12 protein-coding genes and 1 pseudogene are annotated in these 16838 nt (G+C 63.4%); 7 read left to right on the forward strand and 6 right to left on the reverse strand.

Features of this window, described 5'->3' with window-relative positions:
* Positions 1-2: 2 nt before the first annotated feature.
* From BLW71_RS14565 to BLW71_RS14575, 3 genes are read left to right on the forward strand one after another with little or no spacing between them, the layout of a single operon-like run.
* Positions 3-227 carry a DUF1289 domain-containing protein gene (locus BLW71_RS14565; RefSeq protein ID WP_091796976.1) on the forward strand — a complete coding sequence of 75 codons (225 nt, stop codon included), beginning with the start codon at positions 3-5 and terminating at the stop codon, positions 225-227.
* Positions 224-697, forward strand: coding sequence for a MaoC family dehydratase (locus tag BLW71_RS14570; protein WP_091796978.1), 474 nt, complete (start codon positions 224-226; stop codon positions 695-697). Before BLW71_RS14565 ends, BLW71_RS14570 begins: the two co-directional genes overlap by 4 nt.
* On the forward strand, positions 694-1614 hold the full coding sequence (locus BLW71_RS14575) for an MBL fold metallo-hydrolase (RefSeq protein ID WP_091796980.1): 921 nt from the start codon (positions 694-696) through the stop codon (positions 1612-1614). The genes BLW71_RS14570 and BLW71_RS14575 overlap by 4 nt, the downstream gene beginning before the upstream one ends.
* Before the next feature lie 339 nt (positions 1615-1953).
* On the opposite strand, the gene BLW71_RS14580 is transcribed toward BLW71_RS14575, so the two are convergent.
* Positions 1954-2853: a DMT family transporter gene (locus tag BLW71_RS14580; RefSeq protein ID WP_091796981.1), complete on the reverse strand. Its 900-nt coding sequence runs from the start codon at positions 2851-2853 to the stop codon at positions 1954-1956.
* Positions 2854-2967: 114 nt separating this feature from the next.
* Between BLW71_RS14580 and BLW71_RS14585 the strand changes: the two are divergent.
* Positions 2968-3436: pseudogene (locus BLW71_RS14585) on the forward strand (Lrp/AsnC family transcriptional regulator).
* A 52-nt stretch (positions 3437-3488) separates the two neighbouring features.
* On the opposite strand, the gene BLW71_RS14590 reads toward BLW71_RS14585, so the two are convergent.
* Positions 3489-4379 carry an alpha/beta fold hydrolase gene (locus tag BLW71_RS14590; RefSeq protein WP_091796983.1) on the reverse strand — a complete coding sequence of 297 codons (891 nt, stop codon included), beginning with the start codon at positions 4377-4379 and terminating at the stop codon, positions 3489-3491.
* A 285-nt stretch (positions 4380-4664) separates the two neighbouring features.
* On the opposite strand from BLW71_RS14590, the gene BLW71_RS14595 reads away from it, so the two are divergent.
* A complete protein-coding gene (locus BLW71_RS14595) occupies positions 4665-5624 on the forward strand; it encodes an NAD(P)H-dependent flavin oxidoreductase (protein ID WP_091796985.1) in 960 nt (319 codons plus the stop codon).
* A gap of 151 nt (positions 5625-5775) precedes the next feature.
* Here the strand turns inward: BLW71_RS14595 and BLW71_RS14600 are convergent, their stop codons facing one another.
* The 4 genes from BLW71_RS14600 to BLW71_RS14615 form a co-directional block, all read right to left on the reverse strand.
* Complete coding sequence (locus BLW71_RS14600; protein ID WP_091796987.1) at positions 5776-9366, reverse strand: methylmalonyl-CoA mutase family protein; 3591 nt, start codon at positions 9364-9366, stop codon at positions 5776-5778.
* Positions 9367-9446: 80 nt separating this feature from the next.
* Positions 9447-10385 carry a LysR family transcriptional regulator gene (locus tag BLW71_RS14605; protein WP_091796989.1) on the reverse strand — a complete coding sequence of 313 codons (939 nt, stop codon included), beginning with the start codon at positions 10383-10385 and terminating at the stop codon, positions 9447-9449.
* A 209-nt stretch (positions 10386-10594) separates the two neighbouring features.
* Positions 10595-11680: a porin gene (locus BLW71_RS14610; protein WP_091796991.1), complete on the reverse strand. Its 1086-nt coding sequence runs from the start codon at positions 11678-11680 to the stop codon at positions 10595-10597.
* A 609-nt stretch (positions 11681-12289) separates the two neighbouring features.
* The gene (locus tag BLW71_RS14615; protein ID WP_286161999.1) at positions 12290-12832 is read right to left on the reverse strand and encodes a hypothetical protein; all 543 of its coding nucleotides are present in this window, start codon (positions 12830-12832) and stop codon (positions 12290-12292) included.
* 565 nt (positions 12833-13397) lie between these two features.
* On the opposite strand from BLW71_RS14615, the gene BLW71_RS14625 reads away from it, so the two are divergent.
* Complete coding sequence (locus tag BLW71_RS14625; RefSeq protein WP_091796997.1) at positions 13398-14426, forward strand: bile acid:sodium symporter family protein; 1029 nt, start codon at positions 13398-13400, stop codon at positions 14424-14426.
* A gap of 376 nt (positions 14427-14802) precedes the next feature.
* Positions 14803-16653 (forward strand): EAL domain-containing protein, encoded by a 1851-nt coding sequence (locus BLW71_RS14635; protein ID WP_091797001.1) that lies wholly within the window; start codon positions 14803-14805, stop codon positions 16651-16653.
* Positions 16654-16838: the final 185 nt, after the last annotated feature.

The following is a 16838-nucleotide window of genomic DNA, read 5'->3' on the forward strand; positions in this document are numbered from 1 at the left end:
ACATGACAGCAGGCTTCGATAACGAAGACGACCACGCCGTGCCGTCGCCTTGCATCAGCGTGTGCAGGATGGATGCATCGACCGGCTGGTGCGAAGGATGCCTGCGCACCATCGACGAAATCGCCGGCTGGTCGTCGTTCGACGACGACGCGAAGCGTGCGGTCTGGGACGCGATCGAGGCGCGCCACGTGGAGTTCATGGCGAGCCTGCCGAAGGAGCAGCGATGAACGCCGCGCCGCGCATCGTCACGATTGGCGAGACGTTCAGTTCGACGCTGGCGCTATCGGCGGAATCGGTGAAATCGTTTGCATCGCTCGTCAACGACCATAATCCGTTGCATCACGACGAAGCGTATGCGGCGCAGAGCCGCTTCGGCGGCCTGATCGCGTCCGGTACACAACCAACCGCGCATTTCATGGCGCTGCTGGCGACGCATTACTCGGCCTACGCGCAACCGCTTGGTCTCGAGTTCGATATCAAGCTGAAGAAAGCCGTCCATGCGAACGACACGCTCACCATCAGCTGGCGGGTGAAGCACGCTTACTGGAAACCGAGCCTGAACGGCGATCTGACGCACCTCGAAGGCACGGTCGTGAATCAGCGCGGCGAGCTCATGTTGATCGGTTCGTCGACCATTCTCGTCATGCCGAAACCCGAAGCCGCCGCTCACGCAAGCGCGACGCCCCACTCACCATGATCACGCTGCCGGAATCGATTCGCGTCTTCGAACGCGGCTGGCTATCGTCGAACAACGTGCTATTGGTGGACGACGCATGCGCCGCGCTCATCGATACCGGCTATGCCACGCACGCGCCGCAAACGGTCGCGCTGGTGCGGCAGGCGCTAGGCACACGGCCGCTCGATCTGATCGTCAACACGCATCTGCACTCGGACCACTGCGGCGGCAATGCGCTCCTGCAAGCGACGTGGCCATGCCGCACCGTGATTCCCGCCTCGGAAGCCGATGCCGTGCGCGACTGGGACGAGGCACGCCTCACGTTTCGCGCCACCGGCCAGAACTGCGAGCGCTTCGGCTTCACTGGAGCGATTGCACCCGGCGCACAGTTGCGGCTCGGCGCGCTCGACTGGGACGTGCTCGGCGCGCCCGGCCACGATCCGCATTCGCTGATGCTCTACTGCGCGGGCGAGCGCATCCTGATCAGCGCGGATGCGCTGTGGGAAAACGGCTTCGGCGTGATCTTTCCCGAACTGGAGGGCGAGAGCGGATTCGCCGAGGAGCAGGCCGTACTGGAAGCCATTGCGAAGCTCGACGTGCGCCTCGTCATTCCCGGTCATGGCGCACCCTTCACGAATGTCGAACAGGCGCTTGAACGCGCTTTCTCGCGGTTGGCGTGGCTGCGTGCCGATCCCGCGCGCAACGCAAAGAATGCGTTGAAGGTGCTGATCGTGTTCAAGCTGCTCGAAGTCCGCGCAATGCGCTTCGACACGTTGCTGCACATGCTCGACGACGCCGCCGTGATGCGCGCCGCCGCGTCGATACTCAAGCCGCGCGGCGAGTGGCCCGCGCTGGTGAAAGAGATCGTGCACGAGCTGGCGGCGAGAAATGGGCCGCTGGAAGTGGATGGTGAGCGCATTGTCGCGCGTGCGTCGTGACGTGACGTGACGTGGAGCGCGCCGCCGCCGACAGGCAGCGCGAGATGCTCGAACCGTCGGTACAAAAAGAAAGCCGCTCAACCATGACTGGCGAGCGGCGGAAATTCTGTCGGACGTGATCAGCGTCAAGTCGCATGATACGCGTGCCGGTTTTTTGGCCGCATCAGTGATTTCCCTACAGAAGTTTGACGCGCGCTTTTAAAGCGGCATACACGTCACACTACAAAACCCCGTAGTCGTGCAGCTTTCGAAACATTAGTCCGCTCATACGAACAATCCCGGCGCCCAGTTACTCTGGAATCCATAGCATTACCGCACGCTGCAACGACACAATATCTGTCATGTCGACGACAGGCGCTTGTGCGGCACGATCCGCCAGCCGAGATTGACGCCCGCGGCAGCCAACAGAATCAGCAGCGCGCCGAGCACCTGAATCCACGCCAGCGTTTGCCCGAACGCAACCCGATCGACAATGATCGCCACCACCGGATAGATAAACGAGAGCGCGCCGGTCATTGAAGTCGGCAGCTTCTGGATCGCTCCATACAGCAGCACGTACATGAGCCCGGTATTGACGATGCCGAGCACGACCAGTTCGAGCCACTGCACACCGCTTGTGGGCAGCGCGTCGAAGCGCACGAACGGCGCGAGCATCAGCACGCCGAGCGACACCTGGATCAACGCGATCAGATGCGGCGGCGTCCCTTTGAGCCGCTTCGTGATGATCGACGACACGGCATACATGGCCGCCGCGCCCACCGCATACGCGACGCCGACCAGGTATTGCCCCGGCACCGCCAACACCGCCGGCTCGACCCTCACGACGAACACGAGGCCGATAAACGCAACCACCAGCCAGACCACGGTCGACGGGCTGATGCGCTCGCGAAACACCAGGGCGCCGAGCGCCACCAGCATGAACGGCTGCGTGTTATAGACGGCCGTGGCCATCGAGATCGACGCGCGCGAATACGCGGCGAACAGCAGCACCCAGTTGATGACGATCGCCGCCCCGCCGAGCAAGGCGAGGCCGAGCATCTTCCACGAGAAGAGCTGGCGCCGGAACAAACCCAGCACCGCACAGACGAGCGCCAGCGTCGCGCCGCCGAAAATGCAGCGGAAAAACACGACATTGAACGGGCCTTGCTGCGACGACACCACGAGCCAGCCGATGGTGCCGGACATCAGCATGGCCATGGTCATTTCCGCGGCTCCGCGGCGAATTTCGTTTGACGCCATGATTCAATCCTCGAATTGATTCCTGCACGACCAGCAGTGTAATTAATCCGATCGCCTGAATACATGGCTAAACTTAAGCGCAACTGCGATGAAACCTAATAATCGAAGGCCGTTATGACCAAACGCCTTACTCCCTCGGCACCTGCCCCACTCGATGAGACGGACCGCGCACTACTCGCCGCGCTGGCAGAAGACGCCCGTCAGCCGGTCAGCGAACTGGCGCGTCTGGTCGGACTGTCGGCGCCGAGTACGGCGGAGCGCGTGCGCAGGCTCGAAGCGCAAGGCGTGATCGAGCGCTTTACGGTGCACATCGATCCGCGCGCCCTCGGCTACACGTTGCAGGCCATCGTGCGCGTGAAGCCGCTGCCCGGTCAGTTGCATCTCGTGGAAGAAGTGATCCGGCGGATTCCGGAGTTCGTCGAGTGCGACAAGGTGACGGGCGACGATTGTTTCATCTGCCGCCTGTACCTCCAGTCGATCGAGCAGCTCGACGAGATTCTGACGAAAGTCGCCGAGCGCGCGGAGACCAGTTCCGCCATCGTCAAGTCGACGCCGGTCGCGCCGCTTGCCGCCGCTCGGCTAGACGAAGCGCGGGTGCGTGTGCGCGGCGGAACGAAGGGAACGAAGCGGCTGAGTTACTGTTCGACCGCTTCGAAGAAGGACAGCATTTCGGCGACCAGTTCGCTCGACGCTTCCTCGGGGATGTAATGCCCGCAAGGCAACGCGCGGCCACTCACGTCGCGCGCCACATGGCGCCATTCCGCCAGCGCGTCAAAGCACTTCTCGATCACACCCTTGTCGCCCCACAGCACGCGCAGCGGACAGCCGATCTTGTGACCTCGTTCGATATCGGCCCGGTCGTGCTCCAGGTCGATGCTCGCCGACGCGCGGTAGTCCTCGCACATCGCGTGCACGGCGCCCGGTTCGGCCAGCGCCGACCGATAGGCGTCGAGCGCGGCGGGCTCGAACGGCGCCAGACCCGCGTGACGGCTGCCCATCACCGCGTCGACATAGGCCGCCGGGTTCGCGCCGATTAACGTCTCGGGCAGCGGCTCCGGCTGGATCAGGAAGAACCAGTGGAAATAGTGCGTCGCAAAGGCGCGGTCGGTGGCTTCGTACATCGCGAGCGTCGGCGCGATATCGAGCAGCATCAGACGCTCGACGGCGTCGCTGTGGTCGAGCGCCATGCGGTGCGCGACGCGCGCGCCGCGATCGTGGGCGCACACGAGAAAACGTTCGAAGCCGAAATGACGCATCACGGCAACCTGATCGGCGGCCATTGCGCGCTTGGAATACGGCGTGTGCGCGGCGTCGCTCGGCGGCTTGCCCGATGCGCCGTAGCCGCGCAGGTCGGTTGCGATGACGGTGAAATGTTCGGCCAGTTGCGCGGCGCACTTTTGCCAGATCAGATGCGACTGCGGATGACCGTGCAGCAGCAGAAGAGGCGGCCCCGCTCCGCCCTTCACTCCGAAAATATCGACATCGCCCACGGCGACGCGAAAGGGCGTGAAATTCTCGAAGGCCATGGCGTCTCTCTCTTTTGTGATTTGGAGTCACTGCATTGTAGGAGCCCAATATGACCGCGCGAGGTGGGACAGCCCACGCAAGCATAGAACCTGAACACTCCTTCCAACTGTTCCAAACGCAGCGACCGGACGCAAGCACGGCGCTTCGCCTATAATCGAACGACCGTTCTTAAATATTCGGGTGGCTGCGGCTGATAAAAGCGCCGCAAGCCATGTGCCGCTAAACTCATTCATCGCCGGGCGCGCAACGACGCACCGGTCCGCTCAAATCAGGAGACTCGCACTATGGCATTGCCCGCCGTTCTGCAAAAACTTGCGCTGCCCGTCGTCGCCTCGCCGATGTTCATCGTCAGCTATCCCGAACTCGTCCTGGCCCAATGCAAGGCGGGGATCGTCGGCTCGTTCCCCGCGCTGAATGCCCGCCCGGCCGAGTTGCTCGACGAATGGCTCACGCAGATCCAGACGCAGCTCGCCGAGCACAAGGCGGCCAACCCCGATGCGATCATCGGGCCGATAGCGGTCAACCAGATCGTCCATCAGTCGAATACGCGGCTCGAACACGACGTGCGCGTGTGCGTCGAACACAAGGTGCCGATCTTCATCACGAGCCTGCGGGCGCCGGCGCGGGAAATCGTCGACGCCGTGCATAGTTACGGCGGCATCGTGCTGCACGATGTGATCAATCTGCGGCATGCGCAGAAGGCGCTGGAAGCGGGCGTCGACGGACTGATCCTGGTGGCCTCCGGCGCGGGCGGCCACGCGGGTACGACCTCGCCGTTCGCGCTGGTCGGCGAAGTGCGGCGCATGTTCGACGGCCCGATCGTGCTGTCGGGCTCGATCGCCAACGGCGGCTCGATTCTCGCCGCGCAGGCCATGGGCGCGGACCTCGCCTACATGGGCACGCGCTTCATCGCGACCAAGGAAGCTCACGCGGTGGACAGCTACAAGCAGGCGATCGTCAATTCCACGGCGTCCGACATCATCTATACGAACCTGTTCACCGGCGTGCACGGCAACTACATCCGCGAAAGTATCGTGAACGCGGGGCTGGACCCGGACGCGCTGCCGGAATCGGACAAGACCAAGATGAACTTCGGCAGCGACAAGGCGAAGGCGTGGAAAGACATCTGGGGCGCGGGCCAGGGCGTCGGCCTGATGGACGACGTGCCGAGCGTGAGCGAACTGGTGCAGCGTCTGACGAAGGAATATAACGACGCGAAGGCGCGACTGGGAATTGCGCGCTGAGCGTCCCATTGGAGCGCCTCGGCTGAGGCGCCGCATCTGAGGAGATTTCGCTGCGGCCGCGCGTCAGGCCCGCGCCTCAGGCCCTCGCCTCAGGCCCGACCGTCAGGCCCGACCGTCAGGCCGAGCCGCAGCGAACGCCGTGCAGCAAGACTCACATGTTGCGGCGATACTGCCCGCCCACTTCAAACAACGCGTGCGTGATCTGCCCAAGCGAGCAGACACGCACGACGTCCATCAGCACCGCGAACACGTTTTGATCGTCGATCACCGCGCGCTTGAGGCGTTCGAGCGCGGCAGGCGCCGCTTCGCGATGCTGCGCCTGGAATGCATGCAGACGGTGCAACTGGCTCTCTTTTTCTTCGTCGGTGGAGCGGGCTAGCGCGATCGGCTGCGGCGCTTCGTGTGGATGCGGGCTCAAGAACGTGTTCACGCCAACGATCGGATACGAACCGTCATGCTTGCGATGTTCGTACAGCATCGACTCGTCCTGGATGCGTCCACGCTGATAGCCCGTTTCCATCGCGCCCAGCACGCCGCCGCGCTCGGTCAACCGGTCGAATTCGGCCAGCACCGCCTCTTCCACCAGGTCAGTCAGTTCCTCGATCACGAAGCTGCCCTGATTCGGATTCTGATTCTTCGCGAGCCCCCATTCGCGGTTGATGATCAACTGGATCGCCACCGCGCGGCGCACCGACTCTTCCGTGGGCGTGGTGATCGCTTCGTCGAAGGCATTCGTGTGCAGCGAGTTGCAGTTGTCGTAAATCGCGATCAGCGCTTGCAGCGTGGTTCGGATATCGTTGAAGTCGATCTCCTGCGCGTGCAGGCTGCGGCCCGACGTCTGCACGTGATACTTGAGCTTCTGGCTGCGATCGTTCGCGCCGTAGCGCTCGCGCATGGCAACGGCCCAGATGCGTCGCGCGACGCGGCCCAGCACCGTGTATTCCGGGTCCATGCCGTTCGAAAAGAAAAACGACAGATTCGGCGCGAATTCGTCGATCGACATGCCGCGGGCGAGATAGGCCTCGACATAGGTGAAGCCGTTCGCGAGCGTGTACGCGAGTTGCGAAATCGGGTTTGCGCCGGCTTCGGCGATGTGATAGCCGGAGATCGACACCGAATAGAAATTGCGCACGCCGTGCTCGACGAAGTACGCCTGAATATCGCCCATCACCTTGAGGCTGAATTCGGTCGAGAAGATGCAGGTGTTCTGGCCTTGGTCTTCCTTCAGGATGTCGGCCTGCACGGTGCCGCGCACGTTTTCCAGCGCCGCGCGGCGCGTCGCGGCGAGTTCGTCGTCCGTGAGCGGGCGGCCTTGCTGTTGCGTCATGCGCGCGATCTGCTGATCGATTGCGACGTTGAAGAACATCGCGAGAATGGTCGGCGCCGGGCCGTTGATCGTCATGGAAACCGAGGTTTCCGGCGCGCACAGGTCGAAGCCGTCGTAGAGCGTCTTCATATCGTCGAGCGTCGCGACCGAAACGCCCGAATTGCCCACCTTGCCGTAGATGTCGGGGCGCTCGTGCGGCTCTTCTCCGTAGAGCGTGACCGAATCGAACGCGGTGGACAGACGCTTGGCCGGCATGCCTTCCGAGAGCAGTTTGAAGCGACGATTGGTGCGTTGCGGATCGCCTTCGCCGGCGAACATCCGCGTCGGGTCTTCGTTTTCGCGGCGGAACGGGAACACGCCGGCGGTGAAGGGAAAGTAACCGGGCAGATTGTCGAGCATCAGCCAGCGCAGGATCTCGCCGTGGTCGACGAATTTCGGCAGCGAGACTTTGCGCACTTCCGAGCCGGACAGCGTCGTGACGGTAAGCGCGGTGCGGATTTCGCGGTCGCGAATGCGGACGATGTGTTCGGTGCCCGAATAGGCGGCGACGGTTTGCGGCCAGGTGTCGAGGAGGATGCGCTCGCGTTCGCCGAGTGCCGCGGTGCGTTGGGTGATCAGGGTGTCGAGTTGGGTGAGATTCTGGTTGCCGGTGGCGGCGGGTGTGGTCGTTTCTGGGCTTGCGGTTGAGGTTGAGTTCGCAGGCGCGTTTGTGGCTGAAGGGGCGTTTGTGCCTGAATCAGCGTTTGCACCTGCGGCGGAACCTGAGCTCGCAACTGCAACTCCACGTGCAGCCGCCCCCGCCTCCCCGAGCATCCTGCGCGCCTCGACAAGTTGCCAGCGCTCGCGCGCCACGCGTGCTTGCGCGTCGGCGCGCTCGCGATAAGCGTGAACCGTCTGCGCAATATCCGCCAGGTAACGCACCCGCGTCGGCGGCACGATGGCGTTGCGGCCGCTCGAAAACCGCAGACCTTTGGGCGCTACCAGACGGCCGCCGCCCGCACGCAAGCCGTGCTTGCGCAGCGCTTCGGCGACGTGCAGGTACAGCGCGGTCACGCCGTCATCGTTAAAGCGCGAGGCGATCGTGCCGAACACCGGCATCGCTTCGGGCGACTTCGTGAAATCGCCGCGATTGCGCTGCACCTGCTTGGCGACGTCACGCAACGCGTCCGGTGCGCCTTTGCGATCGAACTTGTTGATCGCGACGAAGCCGGCAAAATCGAGCATGTCGATCTTCTCCAACTGGCTGGCCGCGCCGAACTCCGGCGTCATCACATACAGCGATTCGTCGACGAACGGCACGATCGCCGCGTCGCCCTGACCGATGCCGGACGTTTCGACGACGATCAGATCGAAGCCCGCCGCCTTGCACAGCATCAGCGCGTCGGGCAATGCGGCGGAGATTTCGCTCGACGCTTCGCGCGTCGCCATCGATCGCATGTACACGCGCGCGCCGCCACCCCAGTCGCCGATAGCGTTCATGCGGATGCGGTCGCCCAGCAGCGCGCCGCCGGACTTGCGGCGCGACGGGTCGATGGCGAGCACGGCGATGGTGAGCGCGTCGCCGTAGTCGAGGCGAAAGCGGCGGATCAGTTCATCGGTGAGCGACGACTTGCCGGCGCCGCCTGTCCCGGTAATGCCGAGGACGGGAATCGCGGTTGCTTTGGCCACGGCGGACAGTTTTTCGCGCGAGGCGGCGTCGATGGCGGCCGTTTCGAATGCGCTGATGAGTTGCGCGAGCCGGCGGAAAGCGAGGGATGTTGGGTTGGGGGTGGTGGCGGTGGCGGCGGTGGTGGCCCTGCCCGCTTGAATCGCCTTGCTGGCCGGATCGCGCGCGGCTGCCGCGTGATCCTCTGCGGCAGCATCGTCATGCGAATCAGAACGCGGCAGCCCATGCTCCGAAAGCTCGGCCACCCACGCGCCAACCGGACTCACCTCACTCGCCGCCGCGCGTGCCCCTTCGGCGCAGCGCGCGATCATATCGTCGATCATGCCTTGCAGGCCAAGCCGCTGGCCGTCCTGCGGCGAATAGATCTTCTCGACGCCGTAGCGCTCGAGTTCGGCGATTTCTTCCGGGACGATCACCCCACCGCCGCCGCCGAATACCTTGATGCGCTCGCCGCCGCGTGCGCGCAGCAGGTCGACCAGATAGCGGAAGTATTCGTTGTGACCGCCCTGGTAGCTCGACACGGCGACGCCGTCGGCGTCCTCGTGCAGCGCGGCGGTGGCGACTTCATCGACGGAGCGGTTATGGCCGAGGTGAATCACCTCGACACCGCTCGCCTGAAGAATGCGCCGCATGATGTTGATCGACGCATCGTGGCCATCGAACAACGCAGCCGCCGTGACAAAGCGCAATCGCCGGCCCGCGGGCAGCTTGTGGCTACCGATGCGCTGCGGCGTGGACAGATCGGTCATGTCTCCCCCAGATCGTTACGCGTATGGGTGCTGCACCCAGTATAGCGAAACGGGTCGCGGCGCTTGACCGGCCCACGCGCCTAGCGCACCGCCAGCGCCTTGATCTGTTCGAGCGACGGCCACAGCGACTCGTTCGCGAACCGTTCGGCGAGGAAGTCGACAAACGAGCGCACCTTCGCCGACAGATGCCGCCGGCTCGCGTAGACCACATGAATAGGCAACTCGCGCGGCGGAACATCGTCCACCAGCAGCGGCACGAGACGCCCCGCGGCCAGATCGTCGCCGATCACTTCGGTGCCGAGCATCGCGATGCCCGCGCCCTGCAGCACGATCACGCGTTGCGCTTCCAGATGGTTGACGATGAGGTTGCCCGTCAGGCGCACGCGCGTCGAAGCGTCACCGGCGGCAGGCGCGATTTCGAGCGCCGACACGCCCGCGTATTGCAGATAGTTGTGACGCGCCAGATCGGCGACAGTCTTCGGCGTGCCGTGCCGCTTCAGATAGGCAGGCGACGCGCACAGCACGAGATGCGCGGTCGCGATCTGCCGCGCAATCAACGAAGACGACTTGAGCCCGCTCGGCGAAGCCCGGATCGCGACATCGAAACCTTCGTCGATCAACTCGACCACCCGGTCGGACAGCGTCATATCGACGGTGACCTGCGGATACTGCGCGGCATAGTCGGCCACCGCGGCCATCACGTGGCTCAAGCCGAATGCCGACAGCGACGATACCCGCAAGCGCCCCTGCGGCACGACGCTCGCCGCGCCGACCACCTGTTCGGCCTCCTCGAGTTCGGTGAGCACCTGGCTCAGACGCTCGTAATATTCGCGGCCCGCCTCGGTCGGCGCGACCCGCCGCGTGGTGCGGTTGAGCAGCCGCGCGCCGAGTTGCTGTTCGAGATGCATTACGTGCTTGCTCGCCATGGCCGCCGACATCTCCATCCGTTCGGCCGCGCCGACAAAGCTGCCGACTTCGACCACATGGCGGAACACTTTCATGCTGACGAGGGTATCCATCTCAATCGCTCACTTCAGGAATCAATCGGTGTCATTTTGCCTGGTTTATCAAAAGATGGTCGGCAAAACGGCGTTGCGAACCATGAGAAGCGGAGCCCAAAAGCAAAAAAACCCGCCTTCCAAAGAAGGCGGGCTTGGGAGATCAAGCTCGATGCAGCCGCTGCCGCGCGACACCGGCAAGGAGGCGTCGCGCAGCCGGCCCTGAGCGCTTAGAACTTCGCGCGCAGGCCGACGCCGTAGGTGTTGCCGCTCGACTGGCTGGTGATGTGATCGTACATATACGCCGCATAGATATCCGTGCGCTTGGACAGCGGATAGTCGTAGCCGATCGCCGCCGTTTGACGGGTCTGGTCGAAGCCGCCGCCGTCACGCGAGTAAGCGTACGACGCCATCACCGTGCCCGGGCCGAACGGGACCGAAGCGCCGCCCTGCGCCGTGTTCACGTGCCAGCTCGTGACCTGCTGGTCGTTGTACGTGTACATGTACTGGCCGAAGAACTTCACGAACTTCAGGTCGTACGACAGGCCGAGTTGCGCGACGCTCTGGCTCTTCAGGCCGGGAACGCCCGAGGTGCTGAAGCTGCCGAGGTCGCTCGGCACGTTGTTGAAGTTCACGTACTGGTAGACAGCCGTTGCCGCGAACGGGCCGTGGAAGTACAGCACCTGGCCGCTCCACTTCTTCGCACCGTTCTCGGTCGTGTTGCCGAGCGCATACATGGCCGACGCCGACAGGCCGTTGAAGTTCGGCGACGAATACTGCACCGCGTTGCTCCAGCCGGAGTCACCCGTCACGCCCTGGTCTGTTGAGTACGTCGGGAACGTGCCCAGGCCGAGGTACGTGTGATAGACCATCGGCGAGAACACGTACGAGTCGATGAACGGGTTGAACAGAATCGTCGACACGAACAGCGGCGTCGTCAGACGGCCCGCGGTCACCGTGCCGTAGGGCGATTCGATACCGACGTACGCGTTACGCGAGAACATCGTGTCGCCCGTGAAGCGGCCATACTGGCCGTTCTGCGCAAGGAAGAAGCCTTCCAGCGCGAAGATCGCCTTGTAGCCGTTGCCCAGATCCTCCGCCCCCTTCAGGCCCCAGTACGAGGTCGACATGCCGCCACCCGAGACTTGCACGGAAGTCTTGCCGCCCGGAAATTTCTGCGCGCCGACCCATTCGTCGACCTGACCGTAGAGCTGGACGCTCGATTGCGCAAAAGCAGACGATGCACTGGCCAGCAGAGCGGCACACGCGGTTGCCTTGAGGGTGGTCTTCAGCGCACTGCTGATGCTTGATTTCATGGGTTCTCCTGTCTTTGTCAAAAGGGGTGTGGCTGTGCGAAAGGGGAGGCTCGCGCGAACCATTGTTGTTGTCCGTTCGATCATCGAGCCAATCTGGGCGGGACCATCTTTGCGGACCATTTTTATGAACAAAAATATCGTTGGTTATTGCGGGTATATCGGACTGATTAGTTTTATCGTTTATCGGCCTGATAAAGCCTTGGTCGATAGCGCGTTCGCGGTGCTGCCGCAGACTCCGTAGCGGCGCGCAAAACGTTACCGACTCTAGGCCCGACCGCGTGATAACGCCTCAGATGACATGCGGATGACGCGCCGCCGCATAAACGACCAAATTTGACGACGAGAGGGGGTGTGCTGCCGAGTGTTTTCAAAAAAGTGTGGCGTCGAAACGTCACATGGCGCGCAGCCTTGGGGCGCGGGGCAGCGGCAGGTCGCTGCGCAGCGGTTGGAAAGGCGGGAAGTGGTTGAGCCGGAAGGTGGTTCGGCCGAAAGATGGTTCGGCCGAGAGACGGTTCAGCCGAGAAGTTTCAGCCGAGAGGTTTCAGCCGAAAGAGGTTCAGCGGAGAAGTACTTCAGCCCGCGCCGCGAACAAAGACGACCGCGCATGGCCTAGTTACGGTACGGCGAGCCTTCTGGCTGACGTGGGTCGTCCGCCTGGCGCGGCATGGCGCGCGAAGAACCGCGCTCCTCGTTATAGCGGGCAACGTCGGCCCGAATCGAGCCGGCGCGAACCGGCGCATTGACCGGCGGCCGAGGCACGCCGCGCGACTCGGCGCTCACCGGCGTGATGGCACCGGCGTATTGCATGCCGCCGCGGCCGTCGCCGGCGTAACCGGCCGGTCCGGCCACCCGGCGCATGTCCGGCCTGTAGACGCCAAACCCGTCGCCGTAATTTCCGCCCGCGAAACTTGCTCCACCATGCGGTAGATGCGCATTGCGGTCCGTATTCGTATTGCGGGCCGGCGCTGGAGCGGCGCCATTAAAACGGGCGCCGTTATGCAGGTCGCCGCGTACGCCATGATTGGCAGAGGCATGCGAATAGCCGCCACCGCCGAAATGCGGCATGCCTGGCGCTTTCGCATAGGCGAACGAGCACAGCGCAGCGATAACCGCGCCCCACGCCCATTGCCTCGTTCTCGACAACCCGTCCACCCAGTGACTCTCATGCCCGAAGACTTGCCTGAAGCCCACCGTTCGAGCTGCGACGGACTTGTTTTGGGACTGGTACGGGCGCTGCGACAGACATCGCGGCGCGGGACATCCCGACGGCCTTTGAACCGTAATTTATGGGTGCCGGCAAAGGGTGTCGAGCCAAAAAGTGTTAGGCCTCGGCCGCGGATGTAACACCTTGTTACTGCGACGTTTTTTTGCGACAGAGCGCTTGCGCGCAAGCCCTGAAACCGCTTGCTTTCAAGACCTTAGCGAGATAGCGGAGGAGCTTTTGCGTATGACGAATCACAGTCCCGTTTTCGACCTGATTGTCAAAAGTGGATGGACCAAATAGAAGTCCTCGCCAATACTGAAACACAGCTTGCAGGACCATCCGAATTTTCTGGAACATGCACTGCAATGCGCAACACTCATTAATCGATTCGGCAAATGAATTTGCTTTTTCAATCGAAAATCAACAACAATAGCCGTTTCCCATAAGCTGGAACGGCGCCTTCATGCGCGCGGCCAGCCGCGCTTTTCCGCGTCACCGAATCGAGATTCCGACATGGCTCGCCCGAAACTGCTTCCCGACAACTTCACCTTATGCCTCGTCGGCACGGTGATCCTTGCCAGCTTCTTGCCGGTTCACGGGCAGGCCGCCGTCGGGTTCAACTGGGTGACGAACGTGGCGGTCGGCCTGCTGTTCTTCCTGCACGGCGCCAAGCTTTCACGCGAAGCGATCATTGCGGGCGCGACGCATTGGCGCCTGCACGCCGTAGTGCTGCTCAGCACGTTCGCGCTCTTTCCGCTGCTCGGCCTCGCGCTTAAGCCGCTCCTTTCGCCACTTGTCACGCCGTCGCTCTATGCGGGGATCCTCTTCCTCTGCACGCTGCCGTCTACGGTTCAGTCGTCGATCGCGTTCACGTCTATCGCCAAAGGCAACGTGCCGGCTGCCGTATGCAGCGCGTCGGCCTCGAGCCTGCTTGGCATCTTCATCACGCCCGCGCTCGTCAGCCTCGTCATCGCCAATCAGGCGGCCGGGAGCGGCGCTTCGCCGTGGCACACGGTCGGCAACATCGTGCTGCAACTTCTGGTGCCGTTCGTGGCCGGGCAGTTGCTGCGGCCGCTGATCGGCAAGTGGATCGAGCGCAATCGCGGCGTGCTGAAGTTCGTGGACCAGGGCTCGATCCTGCTGGTGGTGTACGGCGCGTTCAGCGAGGCCGTTACCGAAGGCCTGTGGCACCAGATTCCGCTCTCCGCACTCGCCGGCCTGCTGCTGGTTTGTGTCGTACTGCTTGCTCTCGCGCTTGGCGTGACGATTTTCGTCAGCAAGCGGCTCGGCTTTAGCCGTGCGGATCAGATCACGATCATCTTCTGCGGTTCGAAGAAAAGCCTGGCCGCCGGCGTGCCGATGGCCAAGGTGATTTTCGCCTCGCATGCGGTGGGCGCCGTGGTCTTGCCGCTGATGCTGTTCCACCAGATCCAGCTGATGGTGTGCGCCGCGCTCGCGCAGCGCTGGGGCGCGCGCGACACCAGCGGCGAGACCCACGCCGCCTCGCGCGAGCGGACCGCCGCCGCCGTCGCGCGCCGGTGAATACGCGCGCAATGCAAACAGGACATTCATAAGCGCCCTCCCTGAGCGTCATTTGAAGAAAGCCGCCTCGCGCGGCTTTTTTGTTATTTCACGCGCAAACGCGGCGGCTGTCGCCTCGACCGGATGGCATAGGCGAATTCCTGGCAATGCGGAGCGCGCCGACGCAGGCGGCAGCACGCACGGAAAGGCAAACCCGCACGCCCGTGCAGACCCGAACCCAAACCCAAACGCACCCGCACCCGCACCCGCACCCGCACCCGCACCCGCACCCGCACCCGCACCCGCACCACCCCGGTGCAACGCGTCACTAAAAGTTCACTTAATTACGCTCAGGTCCAGCCGATAAGCCAAAGGTCGATCGCTACGCCTACCTGCCATGCAACCTCGCTCGCCCTCCCGATCCGCCGCGCCGCGCATCGAGGAGTTGATCGCCCGGCGTGAGCTGTCCGCCGTTTTCCAGCCGATCATCGATTTCGAAGACGGCGCGATCCTCGGCTATGAAGGGCTGATCCGCGGCCCGGCCGGCACGCCGCTCGAAGCGCCGTTCGCCCTGTTTGCGCAAGCGCTCGCCGAGGGTTGCACGATCGAGCTCGAACGCGCCGCCGCGCGCACCTGCATCGAAGCGTTCGCACGGCTCGATTTCGACGGCAAGCTGTTTCTGAATTTCAGCGCGGGCGCAATGCGTCAGCTGGCCGAGGCGCGCGACGACACGCTCGCGCTGCTGCGTCATCGCGGCGTGGATCCGCAACGGATCGTGGTCGAGTTGACCGAGCAAAGCACGATTCTGGACGTGGGCAGTTTCCTGCCAGTGATCACGAGCCTGCGCACAACCGGCGCGCAATTCGCGCTCGACGATTACGGCACCGCGAACGCCAGCATGAACCTCTGGGTGCGGCTGCAACCGGACGTCGTGAAGATCGATCGCTTCTTCATTCACGACATTGCCTGCGACCCGCTCAAGTTCGAAGCCGTACGCGCGATGCAGCACTTCGCCAACGCAAGCGGCGCACGGCTCGTGGCCGAAGGCATCGAAAACGAAGCGGATCTGATCGTGGTGCGCGACATGGGGATTGGCTGCGGGCAGGGCTTTTTCTTCGGCCGTCCGCACGCGCAACCGGCCCGCAAGGTGACCGACGACGCTCGTGACGCGCTGCGCGCCGGCCACATCGCCGTATTTCCCGAGACCACGCGCACGCTGAGCAGCGCTTCGCCTTCGGGTGGCATGGCGTCGGCGAAAATGCTGGTGCACGCGCCCGCGCTGCCGCGCCAGGCGACCAACAACGACGTGCTCGAACTGTTCAACCGCCTGCCCGACCTGCACGCGGTCGCGGTGGTCGAGCACGACGAACCGGTCGCGCTGATCAACCGCCGCAGCTTCATGGATCGCTACGCGCTGCCGTATCACCGCGAGCTGTTCGGCAAGCGCCCTTGCCTGCTGTTCGCCAATGCATCGCCGGTGATCATCGAGAAATCGATGACGGTCGAGCAGATGGCCCAGCTTCTCGCGAGCGACGATCAGCGCTATCTCGCCGACGGCTTCGTCATCACCGACAACGGCAAGTACGCCGGCCTCGGCACCGGCGAAAATCTCGTGCGCGCGGTGACCGAGGTGCGGATCGAAGCCGCCCGCTATGCGAACCCGCTGACCTTCCTGCCGGGCAACATCCCGATCAGTTCGCACATTGCCCGCCTGCTCGGCAACGACGCCGGTTTCTACGCCTGCTACGTCGATCTGAACCACTTCAAGCCGTTCAACGATCAGTACGGCTACTGGCAAGGCGACGAAGTGCTGAAATTCGCCGCCGTCGTGCTTGCCGACGTATGCGACCCGACCCGCGATTTCCTCGGGCACGTGGGCGGCGACGACTTCCTGATCCTGTTCCAGAGCGAAGACTGGCGCGAACGCGTGCTGCGCGCGATCCACGTGTTCAACGAAGGAGCGCAGCGCTTTTATGCGCCGGCTGACCGGCTAGCGGGCGGCATACATGGCGAGGACCGGCGCGGCAATCCCACCTTCTTCGGTTTCGTGACGATGGCGATTGGCTGCGTGCGCGTCGAGCCAGGCGACGGACCGTCGCTCTATAGCAGCGAGGAAATTGCCTCCGTGGCGGCACTCGCCAAGCGGCGCGCGAAGCACGAAGCCAGCGGTTTCGTGCTGATCGACGCCGACGAAAGCGTGTCGCTGTTGCGCGGACAGGGCGAAGTCACGCCTGTGCTGCCCGAGTGAACAGGTAGCCCAAACAACATCACCCGAGCATTGTTTAGCTTGTTTTACTAAACAACATATTTCAGGCCAACACCATTATCTACGGGTATTTCCGGGTGTGGATCGCAGGTTTTCCGGGCTGATCTAGGGCAATTTTACTATACAATCGCCCGAACCCAAACACCGTGTGGCCGCCACCAGCGGCC

Origin of the sequence: Burkholderia sp. WP9 (assembly GCF_900104795.1) — a bacterium.
Classification (GTDB): Bacteria; Pseudomonadota; Gammaproteobacteria; order Burkholderiales; family Burkholderiaceae; genus Paraburkholderia.